The sequence below is a fragment of the Nocardia sp. NBC_00416 genome, from assembly GCF_036032445.1.
Classification (GTDB): Bacteria; Actinomycetota; Actinomycetes; order Mycobacteriales; family Mycobacteriaceae; genus Nocardia.
Window position 1 is genome coordinate 2,551,403 of sequence record NZ_CP107932.1, and the last position, 17,147, is coordinate 2,568,549.

The 17,147-nt window shown below is 67.6% G+C and carries 1 protein-coding gene (cut by a window edge); it reads right to left on the reverse strand.

The annotated features are described in order from the left end of the window. Nucleotides 1-17,147, reverse strand: partial view of a DUF6782 family putative metallopeptidase gene (locus OG804_RS10480; protein WP_328396368.1) — the 3' portion only. The gene runs 11,557 nt beyond the window's last position; the window shows 17,147 of its 28,704 coding nt (coding positions 11,558-28,704); its start codon lies beyond the right edge, outside the window — the gene reads right to left on this strand; the stop codon is at nucleotides 1-3.

A 17,147-nucleotide genomic window follows, 5' to 3' on the forward strand; every position in this document is an offset into this window, starting at 1 on the left:
TCAGCCGAATACGGTCCTGCGGCGATCACCGTCGGCCAGGACCGCACTGATATAGGCGCCCAGGTCCAGCTCACGCGGTAGCGCTCGATAGGTCAGGTCCGCCAGCACGGTTCCGGCGACGGAGACGACGAACCGGCTCAGCCGCGGCCCGGCCGGCCCCCACCGCGCGGTCACCGCGTCGCTGCACTCGACGTATCGCTCCCCGACCCGCAGCGCAAGCTCCCCACCGGGCCCGCGGAAGAACACCACCGCAACAGTGCCGAGGTCACCGTAGACACCGCGCTGCTCCCCCACCGCACCATGCCCGACCTGCAGGGCACCGGTGCGTGGATCGAACACCGCCGGCACCCCGGCACCGGCGAACGGCCGAACCAGAATGACCGGTACCTCGCCGGGCGACGGATGCGGCGGCCGGGAACCGCGCACCCCGGAACGGGAACCGGAACGATTCCGGTACGGCATCTGCCCGCTCCCCTGCGCCGCCGGGTTCGCCGGCGGCACGGCCGGTGGATATCCCGATCCTGCGACCGGCGGTCCGGGTTGCGCTCCCGGGAGGTCCGGAGGTCCGCTCACCCCCGTGATCAGTCGGCCGGGGCCCGACACCGGGCGCAGGTGCGGGTGGGTCTGCGAGTACCCGGAGCCCTGCGGAGAGGGTGTCGGCCGGAGGGGCTGTCGACCCGGACCGTACGCACCGGGTTGCCGCGGCCGGTCCGGATCACCAGGCGGAATCGACTGCCCCGGGATACCGGGCGGCACCGGTCGGGGTGTCTCCGACGCATTCGGTGACCAGGGTGAGTTCGGCGATTCCGGCGGCGAATTCCGGCCCGGTGGTGGTGACCAGCTCGGTGCGGCATCGGGCAGGGCAGCCGAGGGATCACCCGAGAAGCTCGGGTCACGGACTTCGTCCGACCGATCCGATGGCGCCGTCGCACCCGGCAGCACCGGATCGTCGCCAGCACTGGGCGATACCGCCACACTCCGAGGGTCCAGCCACCACGGCACATCCGTGCTCACCGGGGGCTGAAGCTGAGGTATTCCCGACGACGCCGGGATGTCCGCGTCACGGTGTCCGTCCGCTGGTTCCCGGAGTTCGGAGAATTCGTTCCGAAGGTTCGGCAGATCGGACGCGACGCCGGACTCCGGCGGTTCGGGTTCATCCAAGGTTTCCACGCCCGTCCATTCGATCGGTTCGATCTCTACCGGACCGGGCCACTCCTTGTCCTCCGGCCATATCCGCGGTTCCGGCACCCGGGATCGCAGCGACGACCCCGGCGGCATCCGGCGGGAGGCCGACTCGACCGTTCCGGACCGCTCCGGACCGTTGTCATCCGGTCCGTCGACTCGACCGCGAGTGAATCCGGGCTGGGCCCGCTGATGAGACTTCAGCAGTTCGTACACCATCCGCATCGGACCGGACCACCGGTCCGCTCCGCGGAGCACCACGTCGACGAGCGCATTCCGCATCCCCTCCGCCGGGCTCACTCCGTGCTCGCGGGTGCGGTATCCGGGGAAGGTCAGCTGGAGCCAATCCTCGTACTCGATCTCCCACAGGTCCGGATGGGTGTCGTAGTAGGCCTGCAGTGCCGCATTGAGCTCGGCTTCGGCCACCCGGTAGTCCCGGTAGTCGACGGCGTGGCCGACCCCGCGGATCACCGCCGCATACACCGGCCGCTCCAGGACCGCACCGGGATACTGGGCGTCGTCGACCTTCTCCTGCAGATAGTTCAGCAGTTCCCCCGGATCGACAGGAGTGCCGTCCGGCCGCGTCGCCCGGAAATGCAGGGCATTGAACATCAGCTCGGAGCTGCCTTCCCCGGTACCGGTACCCGGCAGCCAGGCGCTGAAGCCGTCTTCGGTGTAGTCGTCGAACCGGCCGGATTCCGCCAGCCCGACCTGCGCCACCCCCATGGCTGACAGCAGCTCGGATATATCGACCATCGCCCGCGCGAATTCCTGCACTCGCTCCGGGTTCAGATCGTCGCGCTCGAGCCCGGACACCGCCAACTCGGCGTTTCCGGTGCCCCGGCGCAGCATCCCCTGCAGCGTCACCTGGATCGCGCGCGGCTCCGCCCCGAAGAACGGATCCGCACCGGCCGCACCGGCCGCACCGGCCAGGATCTCGTCGATCATGTCGGCGAACTCGTTCCGGTGCACCGGCGGAGCGGTCTCTCTCACCACGACCTGGCGGGGAAGGTCGCCCAATGCGTGGGCGCCGAACTGGACCCAGTCGGCCAGCCGACCCAGCGGACCGCGCCGCCCGGCCCGTTCCACCGCGCCGATCAGGCTCTCGAATGCCTTCCGGTGCAATCCGCTCGCCGTGTGCGGATTCATGACCACCTCGACGAAGCCGTCCGCCAGGGCGGCGGCCGGATCCACCGTGGGCTCGCTGAACCGCTCGGTCGCGGTGATGTCGACGTATCCGGTGAAATCGCCGGCCCGGTCGGCGGAATCCCCGACGATGTCCCAGTACATCCCGTCGGCCAGGGGCTCCCCCGCCCACAGGAGTTCCAGCAGTTCCCGGTGGGCATAACCGCCACCCGCGAGATCGAGTACCCGCCCGTACGCCCGTACGCCCACCGAGCACACCGGCCCGTATTCCAGCGCCCAAGAATCCGCACCACCCCGCTTGGGGCCCGCTTCGGCCAGCACCGCGGCCCGGAATTTCCGGTGGTCGACGGCGTAGGCGGCATTGAAGGTGATGGATATGCCCCGCACCACCCCGGTGAGTGGATTCACCTGTGCCGCTACCTGTACGGACGCACCGTCCGGTACGTCGCCGATGGCGATGTAGTCGAAACCCTCCGGCCGGAATCGACCCAGCGTTCCCGCCATCGACAGCGCGAGGTCGCGCGCCACCTCGACATCTACCGAGCCGTCGGTGAATCCGTACACCGGAACCGCGAGCCTGGCACCGAGTTCGGCCGCGACTTCCGAGGGGGTCCGCATCGTCGACCAGTCACCGGCCGACACCCCCAGCAACCCGGCACCCGATGCCGTAGCCGACTCGTTCGGTACCTCCCGCACCCCAGAGCCGCGCCGCACGCCGAGTATCCGCAGGGCATCCAGGCGTTCGACGGGCATCGGTTCGCCGAACAGGACTCGATCGGCGAACCGGCCGAGGTGGTCCCGGACCGGTCCGGGCCCGTCGGCCCGACGCTCGGCGGCCCGCACCACCAGATCGTGCAGCAATCGCAGCACCGGCGGAACATTCTCCCGGCCCAGCACCGCCACCTCCGTGAACGCCGCGGTCAGCGCCTTCTCCGGCTGCAGCCGCCACCGGGCGCCACCCGTATCGAGCTCGAAGCTGTCCTCGCTCAAGTGTTTCCGGGCCCACGGCATGAACCCTTCCTCGGTGGGCCTACGCAGCTGCAGCCGTTCACTGCGCTGATACAGCGTGAACAGTGCCCGCTCGGCCACCTGCGGCGCATCCCAGTTCCCCTTGGCCAGCATCGCCCGCGCGAATTCTCGCACCACCATGGTGTACACCGGCCGGAGCGCGGTGCTCGGGTAGTGGAGCCCGGTATCGACCGCGAACCGGGCGGGTTCGACCAGCGCTCGGGCCGGACTGTTGTACACGCCCCGGTTGATCGCGATCGTCGCCGCCCGCGGAAGTCCGGTCGCCCCGTCGACCGGAGCGCTCATCTGGGCGTCCTCGGCCCAGCTGGACCACGAGGCGGTGACCTTGCCGAGGACGGCCACCGGGTACCGCCCGGACATGTCCGTCAGCGCCCGCGAGACTTCCCGCGCGGCTTCAAGGTTCGTTACGTAGCCATAGAAACCAGAGATCGGACACCGTTCGCCCAATCGCTTCCACAGTGCGGCCCCGAGTTCTTCCATCGACCTGCGGGCCGACCACTCATCCGGGACCGGAGCTCCGAGCCATTCCGCATCCGAATGCTCACTGCCCGGCTCCCAATCCCGTCGCGGATCTCGGATGGCTTCCCGATTCGGCCAGTCACTCCACCGCGACCCCGGCGCCGCCGCGGGACCCGGGACGTCCGGCTGTTCGCCGGCTCCGTGATCCGCCGGACCGTCCGGGTTCGCCCGCCCGGCCATATCGTCATCGCCCGCCCCGACATTCTCCACATTCCTGATGTACGCGGTCGCACCGTTGTACGGCACCGGCTGGGCGTCCCCGTAGGGGTTCCCGTACCGCAACCAGTCCGCGGCCCCACCCAGCAGTCCCGCCGCGCCGCCCCGCCGCGCCCGGCGCACCAGCAGATCATGGACCTGGCGCGTCTCGGTGCCGACGGCCACTCGCACCGCACCATCGATGTCGACCCGCTCGGCCACCTTGACCACCGAGTACGCACCGGCCAGCGCCTCTCCCGGCAGCAGCACCCCCGCCGGGGAGATACTGTGCCCCGCGAACCTGTTCGCCAACCAGGCCAGGTAGGCGCCCACCTCCGACGGCTCCGCCGCCAGCTCGGGGAGCAACCGCGACCACCACCGCTGTCCCCCCGGCGCTTTCCGGTCGGTGGGCAGCGCCTCCCACCACCGCAGCTCATTGCGCAGCACTTCGCGGTAGCGCCGCAGCATCATCGGGCCGACCAGCTTCCGCGCCGAATGGTCTCCCGCCGCATCCAGCGCATGACCGATTTCGTGCACGGCCACCGCGTAGATCGGCCGGGCGAGCAGGCTCTCCGGAAAATGCCCTTCCGCGACCTCCCCGGCCACGTAGTGCTGTAACCGCTGCGCGTCCGCCGCGTGCCGGGTATTGAAGGTGATCGATTCTACGAACAACCGGCCGGTCCGCGGATCACGCGCGGTCGTGGTCTGCGCTATCCGGGTCGGACCCAGATCGGCGAACCCGATTCGCCGCACATCCAGCCCCGGGGACCCGCCGAGACTGTCCGCGAGTCCCCGGGCGTACTCGCGGAGCACCACCACGTCGAGCCGCTCCGCCGCCGCGCCGGTATCGAACCGCACGGCATCGGTACTGCCCCCAGTGTCTGTTCCAGGGTCGGGCTGCCCGGGGAATCCGAACAGTTCGATATCCCGGCCGGGAAGCAACGGCCCCAGCACGGCCCGCAATTCGTGCCGGATTCCGGTCAGCGACACTCCCGACCACTCGTCCGCGGACCGGATACCCAGCGGATCAGCTTCCGAATGCACCTCGCCGGCGACAGCATCGTCGCTTGCCGCAGCGGCGCGGCCCGAATCGGCAGGCGGGTCGACAATCCCCGCCTCGAGACCGGGCAACGGCCGGCCAGCGATATCCTTTGCACCAGCGGTGCCTGCCCGCGACGAGCCATCCGGCGCCGAGATCCCGAACCGGTCGAACACGGCTCGGTACAAACCTGCGACCGCACCGTCCGAGGCTTCGAAGACCACTTCGTCCACCACCTGCGTTCCGACCATCTGAATTCCCCGCACCGTCTCGTACAGAGAATGATGTTGGGGCAGCAGAAGCGACAGAATCGCTCCTGCGAAATCGATATCCGAAACACCCCGTGGCATGATCCAGGTGAACCGAGCGGCCATTCTCGCCGCAGTTCCCGAAACCCCGGCCCCAACAGGAAACCCGCGCTCGACCGCGGTCCGGCGGAACCACTCACCGCCCTTTTCGAATTCGAACCGCGCCACACCCGGAACCCATGGAAGCGGAACAGCGAACCGGTGCGGGTCGAGTCGCAGTGCGGTGGCCGCGTCGACCGTTCCTTCCTCGTGGTACACCAGCACACCGTCCACGACGGCGTGCCCCGTTTCATCTCGCGCCCGGCGACCGCTCTCGTCGTACCGGTAGAGCGGGAGGACGCGGCGAAATGCCCGATCCTCGGCGGCGAGCGTGATTGCCAGCGCTTTCAGATCGACTCGACCCCGATCATCCCGCGGTAACGGCCGGCCGGGATCGAGCCTGGTCTTGCGAAGCACGACCAGGTCGCCGGGAATCGCTTGCAGTTCCCGGAGTGACAAGGGCATGCCCAGCAGATTCCAATCCTGCACGGTGAGGCTACGGCGCAGCTGATCAGGCGCTTCCCGCTGCTTCCTGATCGCGTAGCTACGGGCGAGTTCTTCAGCGGTGGCGATATGGCCGACGTCGCTTACGGCATTGCGCTCGTCGCGGATATCTTTCGCGCCGATCACCACACGCGGGTCACCACCGGTGATCGTGGCACGCACCCGGTCCAGCGCGTCGACGTTCAACCCCAGCCGACGTGCTTGCTCCGCCCAATCCGGCTGGTTCAGCAACCTTGCCAGACCGTCGTCCAGGGTCGTGCCCGAAGGATGGGAAAGTTCCCTACTTCGCCACATCGCATTCTGCACCGCGGACATCAACTCACGCAGGTTTCCGTCCCGCCGCAACTCGTCCAATGGCACAGACCGCAGAACCATTCCGCTCGACCGCGTGTTCTCGGGCGCGTAGAAGGCATTGTCGACCTGCTCGCGAGTCGCGTGCGGATGTAGCACGGTCAGAATCGCGCGCAGCCGATCCAGCACGGCGATAGCGGCTCGTCTGCTCTCCGGCAGGTGATAGAGCGCTCGCGCCAACTCGGACTCATCACCCACACGCCGCTGCCGCCAACCGGGCTCGCCGGCCTTCGCCGGGATTTCGCGGGACATCGAGCCGTCCGCCTCGGGCCGGTCGAGATCCGGTTTCACCCGGGACGCCGATATTTCGTGTACAGCGCGGCTCGGCCCATCGACCTGCGGATCAGGCGGGTCGATTCGCTGGTCGACAGCAGGAACCGGATTCCTCCCCGGAGCGGCCGGGTCCGCCCGGAAATCCGCCGGACCGGCCGCCGCCGGCGCGGTCTCGCTCGCCGCGATCCGGGGATTGTTCGAGTAATCCCAGGCAGCACCGAAGAATTCGCCATATGTCCGGTCCGGCGATGCTTTCAGGTCGGGCAATGCGTGACGCAGCGCTGCCACCCCGGCGTCGTGCGCCGCTTCCAGGTGCGCGGGTGAGTCGCCGACCACCTCGGCAATACGGTCGAATGCCTCGGCATAGATCTCTTCCAGCCTCGCCTTCGGTATTACGACACCGGACAGTTCACTCTCGCTCAATGCACGCAATTGCCGAACCGCGACGATCTCCATCGCCTGCGCCCGCGCCTGCTGATCGATCATCTGGTCGACGTATGCCGAGCGCTCGGCCGACAGCCGGAACCGCACGGCGTCGCCGGTATTCTGTTGCGCCGCGATCTCGGCGTGGACCGCGGTGTGCACCATGGCGACCATCTGGTCGCCGTCGGAGCCACCCGGATCCAGTACCAGCACCCCCGCGGAGGGGTAGTAGCGGTCCGTGGCATTCGACTGGTATTCGATCCGAATATCGTTGTCCCGCAGTACTGTGTTCGACCACTCCCCGACGGGCGTCCGGACGAGCACCCGGCGGATTCGCCGGATTTCCGCGTCGGTGGCCCGCCGCACCGCCGGTTCCGGCGGCGCGGGCACATGGGCCTCCGACCGCCACAGCTGCCCGGCCGGCGTCTCCTCCGCGGAGCGCGGAATACCGGCCTGGCGCACCCGGATCGTTCCGCCCGATTCCACTTCGAGCGTGAGGTAGGTGCGGTCGATTGCACCATCGTCACGAACCACGAGTCCGTCGAGCAGATCCTCCGCTGCCGCGGCGGCCCGGGCGAGATCGCGGTGCTGTACGGCGATTATCAGCCGATCCGGGCGTCCCGGCAGATAAGCGATGTTATCGGTGAGGATTCGAAGACCGGGAGCATTCCGGGCCGCCACCTCGAGCACATCCCGTGCCACCAGGGTGTGGAGGTCCCGCTCGGCGGCATCGAATGCGGCCGTGTGCCGTAGGCAGTCGTCCACCAGGTCGGTGAGCCGGTGCAGTTCGTGGCGGCGCCGCCGTAGCATCGAGCCCGCCCCGGAGACTTCGGTCGTGGCGGGATTCTGTTCGACCCGCCGCATCGCGGTGTCGACGCGGCTCCGGAGTTCGGCATCCAGCAGCGGCGGAATCCCGAGTCGAAGGGCAAGCGCACGGGCCTCGGTCTCGGCGGCGTTCTTCCGAATGTGGACATCCTGCCTGTGCAGTAGTGCGCGACGAAATGCCCGTTCGAACTCGGGTCCCGTGGGCTGATGCCTTCCGTCGGCACCCGGATGTGCCACGCTCCGTTCATTCTCATAGTGCGCCGCGAATCTCTCCGAGTAAATATCGTGCTGTGCCTCACGCACGGCAGCCGCACCCGCCCGCGCGGCGGCGTCGTCGTGCGCGACATCGGTAATTGAATTCCGTCGCACTGCGGCGCGGTGTTTCTCCTCCATGGCCGAGGCCGGGAAATCGTAACCCAGCGCACGTAGCTCCGTGGCCAGCCGGATCGCCAGCACTTCGGCCTCCGTTTCCTCATCAACCCTGGCCGCGATGTATTCCTGCTCGGACATCTCGTTCGGGGTCGCGGCCCGTCCCTCGACGTGATATTTCGCGTGCACCAATTCGTGCACCAGCGTCATCGCCTGATCGACCAGCCCCGACCGTGCGGTGTAGATATGCGCCGTCAAATTGTCCGGCTTGAATTCACCCAGTCGTCTTCCGCCGTCTCCGGACTCGAATACCGTCCGGATCCGCGGGTCGTCACATAGACCCAGAACCTCCCGGCCGGTGGCGGTCTGCTCCAGCAGACCGACCACTTCCCGCACTGGATCGTCGAGGGCGACCGTCATCAGATCACGCGAAACGTCGGTGGATTCCACCGGCGCACCGGCTCCGGGTTCGCGCCATCCGATACCGAAGGATCGCGGATCACCCAGCGGCGAGGAGGGATCCCGGGCCAGCGTGAGCAGCAGCTCGTGCAGTATCGCGAAAGTCCGCGGTAGCCCTTCCGGCCCGTCACGCAAGAACCGGAAATGTGCCTCTCCCAGAGCTTCCGCGGCCCGCATCGAGCCGTCCGGGTTGCGGCTGTATCCCGAGAGCTCATCCAGCCAGTCCCCGAGATCGGCACCCTCCTGCTCGGCCGTCCAGCGCAGATACCCCTCGGCCCGCGCGCGTGCCTTCCCCGCACCGGCGTGATCGAGTGCATGACCGAGTTCGTGGCCGACCACCGCGTCCATCGGTCGCTCGGCCACTTCCGGCGCGAATCGGCGCGTATCCACCCCGGTCTGCACCAGCTGCCGGAACCGCCGTGGGTCGGTCGCCGCATCCCGGCCCAGCACGATTTCGGCCGTGTACTTCTTCCCGGTTTCGCGGTCGAGGGCAGCCCTCGCCTCACCCAGCCCCCCGGGACCCAGATCCCGGATACCGAAACCCCGCACATCCGCTTCCGGCGACTGCGCCAGCCGCAGTTCCAGCAACCGAGCCCAATCCCGCACCACGGCCGCATTCAGCTCCGACGGGTCACTGGAGTCGCGGCTCAGCGGCGGAACGGGGTCATCGCTGTCCTCCGGCCCGAAGCCCCACAACCGCGCACCCGGGAAAGACTTCCGCAGTTGGGCAGCCACCTCCGCGACGGACTTTCCAGCCCATTTGTCGTCGCGGAACGCCGCGGGCACACCCAGCACATCGTCATCAGTGACAGCGCGGAGCCGGACGCGGCGCGACGATTCGTCCAACGCCACCGCCAGGAGATCGCGCGACGGCGCGCCGTCCGCGTCCGGCCCGCCGAGAGCACCGATCCCGCCGGAGGGCTCCGGAGATCCCCTCCCCTGCGGGGTATATCCCAGCCACTCGGTGAGCTTCTCGTCCAGCGCGTCCAGCGCCGCGTTCACCCGCTCCGGTTCCGAGCCCGGCTCCACCTCGACATACCGCACGCCTTTTTCGGCGCTCAGCTCCACCACGACCCGGCCGCGCTCCCCGCGTACGGGTTCGACGGCCAGGGCCACCCTGACCAGCCCGTCTTCGAACTCGACCCCCTCGCCCCGGATCGCGAACCCGTCACCGAACCCGTCCAGCAGCCCCGCCCGCTCCGCGGTCCCGGAACCGGTCTCGGCCAGCAGAGCGGCTCCGCTCTCCGAGACGACCCTGCCCACAGTGGGCATTCCGATGTCCTGATGCCACAGGGCTCCGCGCGCGTTGCTCCACAAGCGGGCCTGCGTCAGATCGACACCATGGCGCCGGAGCTGATCGAGTACCTGCGCGGTATACAGCGGGTCGAAACCGGCGTCGTGGAACCTCCCCGTCCCGTCCGGCCACAGGAAAGTCACCCGGCCCGCCTCCACCGCCCACATACCGAAACCCGCCACCGCGTCGACCGGATCGCCGGACTGCGCGTACTCGGCGACCAGCTCACCGTGACCGAAAGCCGCACCCATCGTCCGGAATCGACCCACCGTATTCATCACGAACGCGTCCGCCTTCGAACCGGTGTAGAGCTCACCGTCCGCGTCCCGTAGCAGTCCTTCGTCGTCCAGCACGAGTTCGATGGATTCCCCGCGTGGCCGCGGATCGGGCGGCAGTTCGGGCTCCGTGGTCGCATAGTGGGCCCGGCTGCGCGAGTGCGAACCTCGTCCCGTATCGCCGGTTCCGCCGATGTCCGCCTCGTGGGAGGCATCCACTGCTGAATTTGCGGCCGAAGATCGTCCGTCCGGCTCCGTGAACCGGTGCTCGAGAAAATCATCCGAGTGTTCCGGAATCTGCCGGGACCCGCGCGCATCCGTACTGTCCGGTGTCCGATCGCTGGTGACGATGATGCCCGATCCCTCGCCGTTGCCAATCGCGGCGAACGGATTCAGCCCGTCGACGATCTCCCCGCTGGACTCCTCGCGGTAGACCCGGCCCAATTCCAGAAGTTCGACGAGTCGACGGCTCGGCACCCGGTTGTTCTGCTGCCACTGTCCCAGCTCGACCAGCAAATCGTGGAGAACGCCGACCGCTTCCCGATCATCGACGTTCGCACGGCCGCGCCACCGCACCTCGGTGGCGGCTTCGGCTCCGGCTTCGACCGGATCGACCCGACTGCCGTCGAAGCTGTATCCACTCAGGTTCTGCTGTAACCAGATCCAGTAACCCGAGATCGTCGGTTCCCCCAGAGGGTTGGTCATGTAGTGGCCCAACAGCAGATCACCGACCAACATCCGGAACAGTCCGGTCCCGCTGACCTCGCGGGCGTGCCCCCATTCGTGCCCACCCGACCACCACACCGGGCGGATGCCGGCTTGCGGTCTGAAATGCTTCGATTCGACAGCACGGTCGACCACCCTGCGGAAGATCTCCGCATTCTCGGCGTAGTAAGGGTTGAGTGCGATGCGATCCACGAAGACCGGGCGATTGTAATCGGGCGTGGTCGGATCGGCCCTGACGACGAACGGCGTAACACCATAGAAAGTTCGCGCCAAAACCCCAGAGGGGCGGGTGTTTCCGGGAAATCCGATGCCCACCGCGCGAACATCCATGGACGGCTCGGATTCGAATCCATCCGCTAAGAAGCGCGCCCAGTCACGGGCGATCTCGTGGTCGACGGACGTCCCGAACCCGTAGACCACGATGCTGTTACCCTGGACTCTCCGTAGGTCCTCGTCCGGCCCATCCGCGACCGACCGCTCAGCTCTGCCGGTGGAAATGTCGTACAGACCCGGTCCGTAGTCCACGACATTTTTTCCCGTGAGCTGCCGCAGCTTCTCCACCAATATCTCCGCGACCTCCCGCTGAGACTTTCCGGTGAAATCGTCCTGAATCGGCGCGCCGGAATCATCCACCGCACCGACCAGCTCCGCGCTGGTCGGCTCGCGCAACGACACGGGCACCGTGCGCTCCGGGTCGAGCGGCCGCGGCTCCGCTCCGTCCTGTAAAGCCAGCAGATCCGATAGTTTTCGGCTCACCGCCTCGTGTTGCGGGTCGAAACCCGATTTCGTGTCCTGAAATTCGACCCAGGTCGACACGAATCCATCTATCAGTGCTCTATCGGGAAGGACATCGCCCCACTCGTCCGGAAAGCTGGAGTGCGGTAGCACCTCTCGCAACCAGGTCCGATAGCCCGGCCCACTCAACTTCCACCGCTCACCGGTTGTGGTCACCGGACGCCTGTTGTCGCGGTAGTGGTGGGTCAGTTCGGCATGGACGAGATCACGAGCCAGATATCGTCCGTGGTGATCCAATGCGCGGGCGAATGCCTGGGCAGTGAGCGCGGCTTCGGGCCGCTCGGCAAAGGTTTCCGGAAGGACGCCGTCGTGGATTTTCTTCCGGATCCCGTCGAGAAAGTAGTCGCCGGCGCCTTTGTCGAAGTAGGGTCTGGTGAACTGGTCGATTCCGAAGATGATCGCGTCGGTGTACCGTTGCCCTCCGGCGGTTTCCGCCACCCGCACATCATGGCTGTTCGGTATCCGGCCGAAACCGATGCGCCGGATATCCAGCCGCGGGTATCGATCGAGTAGTCGCAGGACGGCCCGGGCGATTTTCTGTGCCGACGACACGGCCTCATCGGGTAGCTTGTCGAACCCGAACACCTCGACGGGCCGATCCCGACTGGCCAGGAGAGCCTGCAATTCCCGGCCGACCTCGGCCGGGGACCTACCCGAGAGATTCGGCGTCTGCTCCGGTACGCCGGCTCGAACAGCGTTCGGCCCGTCGTGTTCCCCAACCGGGGTCGCTCCGGCCGGATCATCGCCCACCCCCCGCGCATTCGAATCATGCGAGATCGCCGGCGAATACTCGGGGCGGTCGGCCCGATCCCGATCGACACTTACTTCACCCTGTGCGGGCCGCGCGTCCGGGCCGTCCGGTGCCCGATCGCTGGTTCCCGCTACCTCCGCCGAGGGGACAGGAGAACCGGCCCGGGGTTCCGGAGCCGGGCGGGAGGTGCGGGTATCCAGGCCGGCCGACGGATGACTGTCGGCGGCACCCGCCGCTGCCGGGGCATCAGGTCCGACGATGATGCCCCATCCCTCGCCGTTGCGAATCGCGGCGAAGGGGCTCAGGCCGTCGACGATCTCGCCGGTGGACTCGAGATGGTAGGTCCCGCGCAGCTCCAGGAGTTCGGTGAGCCGCCGGCTCGGCACCCCCTCGTTGTGCTGCGCCCGCGCCAGCTCGACCAGCAGATCGTAGACAACCGCGACCGGCTCCCGATCATCGATGTTCTCGCGGCCCCGCCACCGCACCTCGGGTACGGCTTCGGCGCCGACTTCACGCGGATCGACCTGCAGCATGTCGTGGTCGCTCGAGAAGGCGTAGCCGATCCCCTTGAAGCTGTATCCACTCAGGCTCTCACTCAACCAAACCCAATAACCAGAGGTCGTCGGCTCCCCGAGAGGATTGCTCAGATAGGTTCCCAGCAGCACATCGCCGATATAACTCCGGAACAGGCGGGCCCCGGCGGCGTCGAGGGCATGCCCCCACTCGTGCCCACCTATCCACCACACCGGACGTTTCCTGGCATCCGGCTTGATCTGCCCCGACTCGATCGCGCTGTAGACCGCCCTGCACAAGAATTCCGACTTTTCGGCGAATTCTGAGTTCAGCTGTATCCGATCCACGCGGATCGGTCGATTCATATCGAGCTCGATGGGGTCGCCGTCGGCGGCGGGCGACGTGGAATCCGAATATGTCCTGGCCGCGACATAGCGGTCACGGTTCGCATCGGGGTCACTCTCGAGCGCTCCGATACCCACCGCGGGAACAACCAGGAACCTGTCGGTTTCGAAGCTGTGCACAAAGAATCGAGCCCACTCACGAGCGATCTCCGGATCGATATTCCTGTCGAGCCCGTAGACCACCACCGACTCGCCCGCGAGATCCGATAGTTTTCTCGTCAGAATCACCGATATTTCCCGCAGGGATTTTCCGGTGAAATCGTCCTGTATCGGTGCACCGGATTCATCCACCGCGCCGAGCAGCTCCGCGGCGGCCGGCTCGGGAAAGAGCACCGGCACCGCGTGGTCCGGGTCGAGCGGCCGCGGTTCCACACCGTCCTGCGCGGCCAGCAGGTCGGCCAGTAACCGGTTCACCGCCGATTGCCGTCGCGTCTGTACGTAGCCTTCGTAATTCGATGCGACCCAGTTCGAGACGAACCCGTCTATCAGCGCCCTACGGGGAGCAATATCGTGCCATCTGTCCACAAAGCTTGTCTGTGGCAATATATTATTCAACCATCTCCGATAACGTGGTCCATCGAGTTCCCAGAGCTCACGGCTGATGTGCAGGCGGGGCCGATTGTCCCGGAAGTGATGAGTCAGCTCGGCATGCACCATTTCACGAGCCAGATATCCGCCGTGGTGATCCAAGGCGTGGGCGACCGCCGCGGCGGCGAGCGCGGAGCCGGGCATCAAGGAAAAGAGCTCCGGAAGAATTCCGTTATCGATATCTCGCTGAATATTCTCGCTGAAGTAGTCCCCGGTACCGTCGTCCCATTCCGGCCTGGTGAACTGGCCGACTCCGAAAACGATCTGTTCGACGAACCGGTGCCCGGTTTCGGTTTCCGCTACCCGCACATCGTAGCGTTTCCGCATCCGGCCGAAACCGACCTGCCGCACATCCAGCCGCGGATTTCCGGCGAGCAGCAGCGTGATGGCACGGGCAATATCCTGTACCTGGGAGGCGGCCTCATCGGGCAGTTTGTCGAACCCGAACACCTCGACGGGATGATCCAGGTCGGCCAGTAGCGCTTGCCATTGCGCGCCGACCTCGACCGGGGACTTGCCCGAGAAATCGACGAGCTGCTCCGGGACGCCGTCCCGGGCAGTGTCGGGAACCTGCCCGGGGCGTTCCCCCGCCGGGGTCGCGGTGTGCGATTCGGTCCCGTCTCGCGACGGCGGCACCCCGTCGGATCGCCCCGGGTCCGGCGGGCCGATCCGAGGTACGAGGGGCGGATCGGATTCGGAATCGACCGCCTCGTTCGCGACGTTCTCCGCGCCGGCGGACTCGTCGGCCACCGGTCCCGATCCATGCGTGTAATCCCAGGCGGCGCCGAAGAATTCGGCGTAGGTGCGGTCCGGTGATACTTCGATTTCGGGCAGTTCGCGCCGCAGCGCCGCCACCCCGGCATCATGTGCCGCTTCCCGGGCGGCCACCGAGCCTTCTCCCACGGCCACCCGGAGATCGAAAGCCGCGCCGTAGATGTGTTCCAGGGCAGTCCGGGGGATCTCGGCACCCGACAGCACATCATCGCTCAGTGCCCGCAACTGCCGGACCGCGATGATCTCCATTGCCTGCGCCCGCGCCTGGTGTTCGATCATCCGATCGATATAGTCCGCGCGGGAAGCCTGCAGCGTGAACCGCACCGCCCCGCCGGCCTCCTGCTGCGCCGCGATATCGGCGTGCACCGCGGTGTGCACCATGGCGGCCATCTGAGCACCGTCGGACCCGCCCGGATCCAGCACCAGCAGCCGCTGAGCAGGGAAGTACCGGTCGATGGCATGCGACCGGTACTCGATCCGGACAGCGTGTTCCCGCAACACCTCATCCGCCCAGGCGCCGACCTCCGTCCGGGCCAGCACCCGGCGGATCCGGCCGGTCTCCGCGTCCGCGGTGCGCTGCGCCGCACCCGGGGCGGGCAGATCCCGGGCCGGCTGCTCGTCCGGCCGGGGCGGGGACGGCTCGACGACCCGCGTTACCGCGATCTGCCCGTCCAGCTGAACCTTCACTTCGCGGTATTCACGGGCGATATCGGCACGGTGCACGAAATCGCCGGACGACCGGATCGCCTCCGCGACCGCCCGATCGTGGTCACCCTTGCGCGCAACGATCACCAGCCGGTCCGGTTCCCCCGGCAGATAGGCGACGTTATCGGTCAGAGTCCGGGCATCCGGGATGTCCCGTGTCGCCGCCGCCAGCACATCGCGGACCGCGAGGGTGTGCACGCGTTGTTGCTCGGCACGGTATCGCGCCGCCTGCTGCAGCGAGTCGTTCTGCAGATCGGTCAGACGATGCAGCTCATGGCGGCGCCGCCGTAGTTCCGCTGTGCCGTCGGCGGAATCGGTGGTGGCAAGCTCGCGCTCCACCCGCTGTAGCGGGGTCTCGGTGTCCCCGCGCGTCGCCGGGTCCGCGGGCAGCGGATCGACCCCGAGCAGGGACGACAGCTGTGTCAGCTCTCCTCCGGCGGCCTGCCACCGCAGCTCGGCATCCTTCCAGTCCGACAGACCACGCCGCAGTTGCGCATCGAACTCCGGGCCGGTGGACCGATGCCGCTCATCGGCACGGATGGTTTCGTCCCTCTCTTCGAGGTGTCGGTCCCACACCCGCCCGTACCTCGTCGCGTGACGGTCTCGATACAGTGCGCGTACAGCCTCGACGCCGCGCTCATGAGCCTGCATCGCCGTAGCACCGGTCCTCGCCTCGGACAGATCCTCTGCACCGTCGGCGTTTCCGGCTGCTGCCGTGTAGTACCCGGTTTCGCTCGCGAAGGGCGGTACCGGACAGCCCAGATCACGCCATTCGGCCGCCAGCCGGATCGCCAGGACCTCGGCGTCGAGCTCCTCCTGGATCCGGGCCTCGATATAGTCCGCCCGCCCCATATCACCCGGATCGGCGACCTGCCCCTCGAGGTCGTACAGCGCGTGTACCACTTCGTGCGCCAGTGTCAGGCCCTGGGTGAGCAGATCCGATTCCGCGGTGTAGACCTGCGCCGTCAGCGACCGCGTCCGGTACTGGCCCAGAACCCTGTCGTGGTTGCCCACTTCGAACAGTCCGTAGGGCACGAAGTCGGTCCGGATGCGCTCATCACCGAGCGCGGCCAGGATTTCCCGGCCGGTCGGGGTCAGCGCCAGCAGGCTCCGGATCTGCTGCTCCGGGTCGTCCAAGGCCACCAGCACGGGGGCGCGCCGAGCCCCTATGGAATCGACCGGTGGGCCCGTTATCCGGTCCGCCCGGGATTCGGTGGGTGGTTCGGGAGTCAGGCGGGGCGCGGTCCCCTCCGGAGTGTCCGGTGTGCGGTCTCCGATTTCGCCCGCCTCTCTCGAGCTATCGGGTCCGGCTGCGGGTGGCGTCAGCCGGTCGACCGGGTCGGCCGGATCGTCACCCGGCGGCCGGGCATTCGGATCATCCGCAACCGCCACCGGTTGCTCTGGCCCGGCGACCGGCTCGGCCTCCACCTGTGCAGGATCGGCCGGACGCCGGAAATACACTGTGGTAGAACGCTGTCCCGCAGGCTGCCCGGATGCTTCACCCGAACCGATCTCGATCCGCGTGAACCCGTGCTGAGCCGCGAGTCGGGAGACAGCGGTATCGATCGTCTCTTCGGAGGCGCCCCTCGGTGTCGATACGCCGTCCCCGTGTGAGCCCGGCAGACCACCGCCCGCGATCCACTCGACCCGGAATTCGGTGG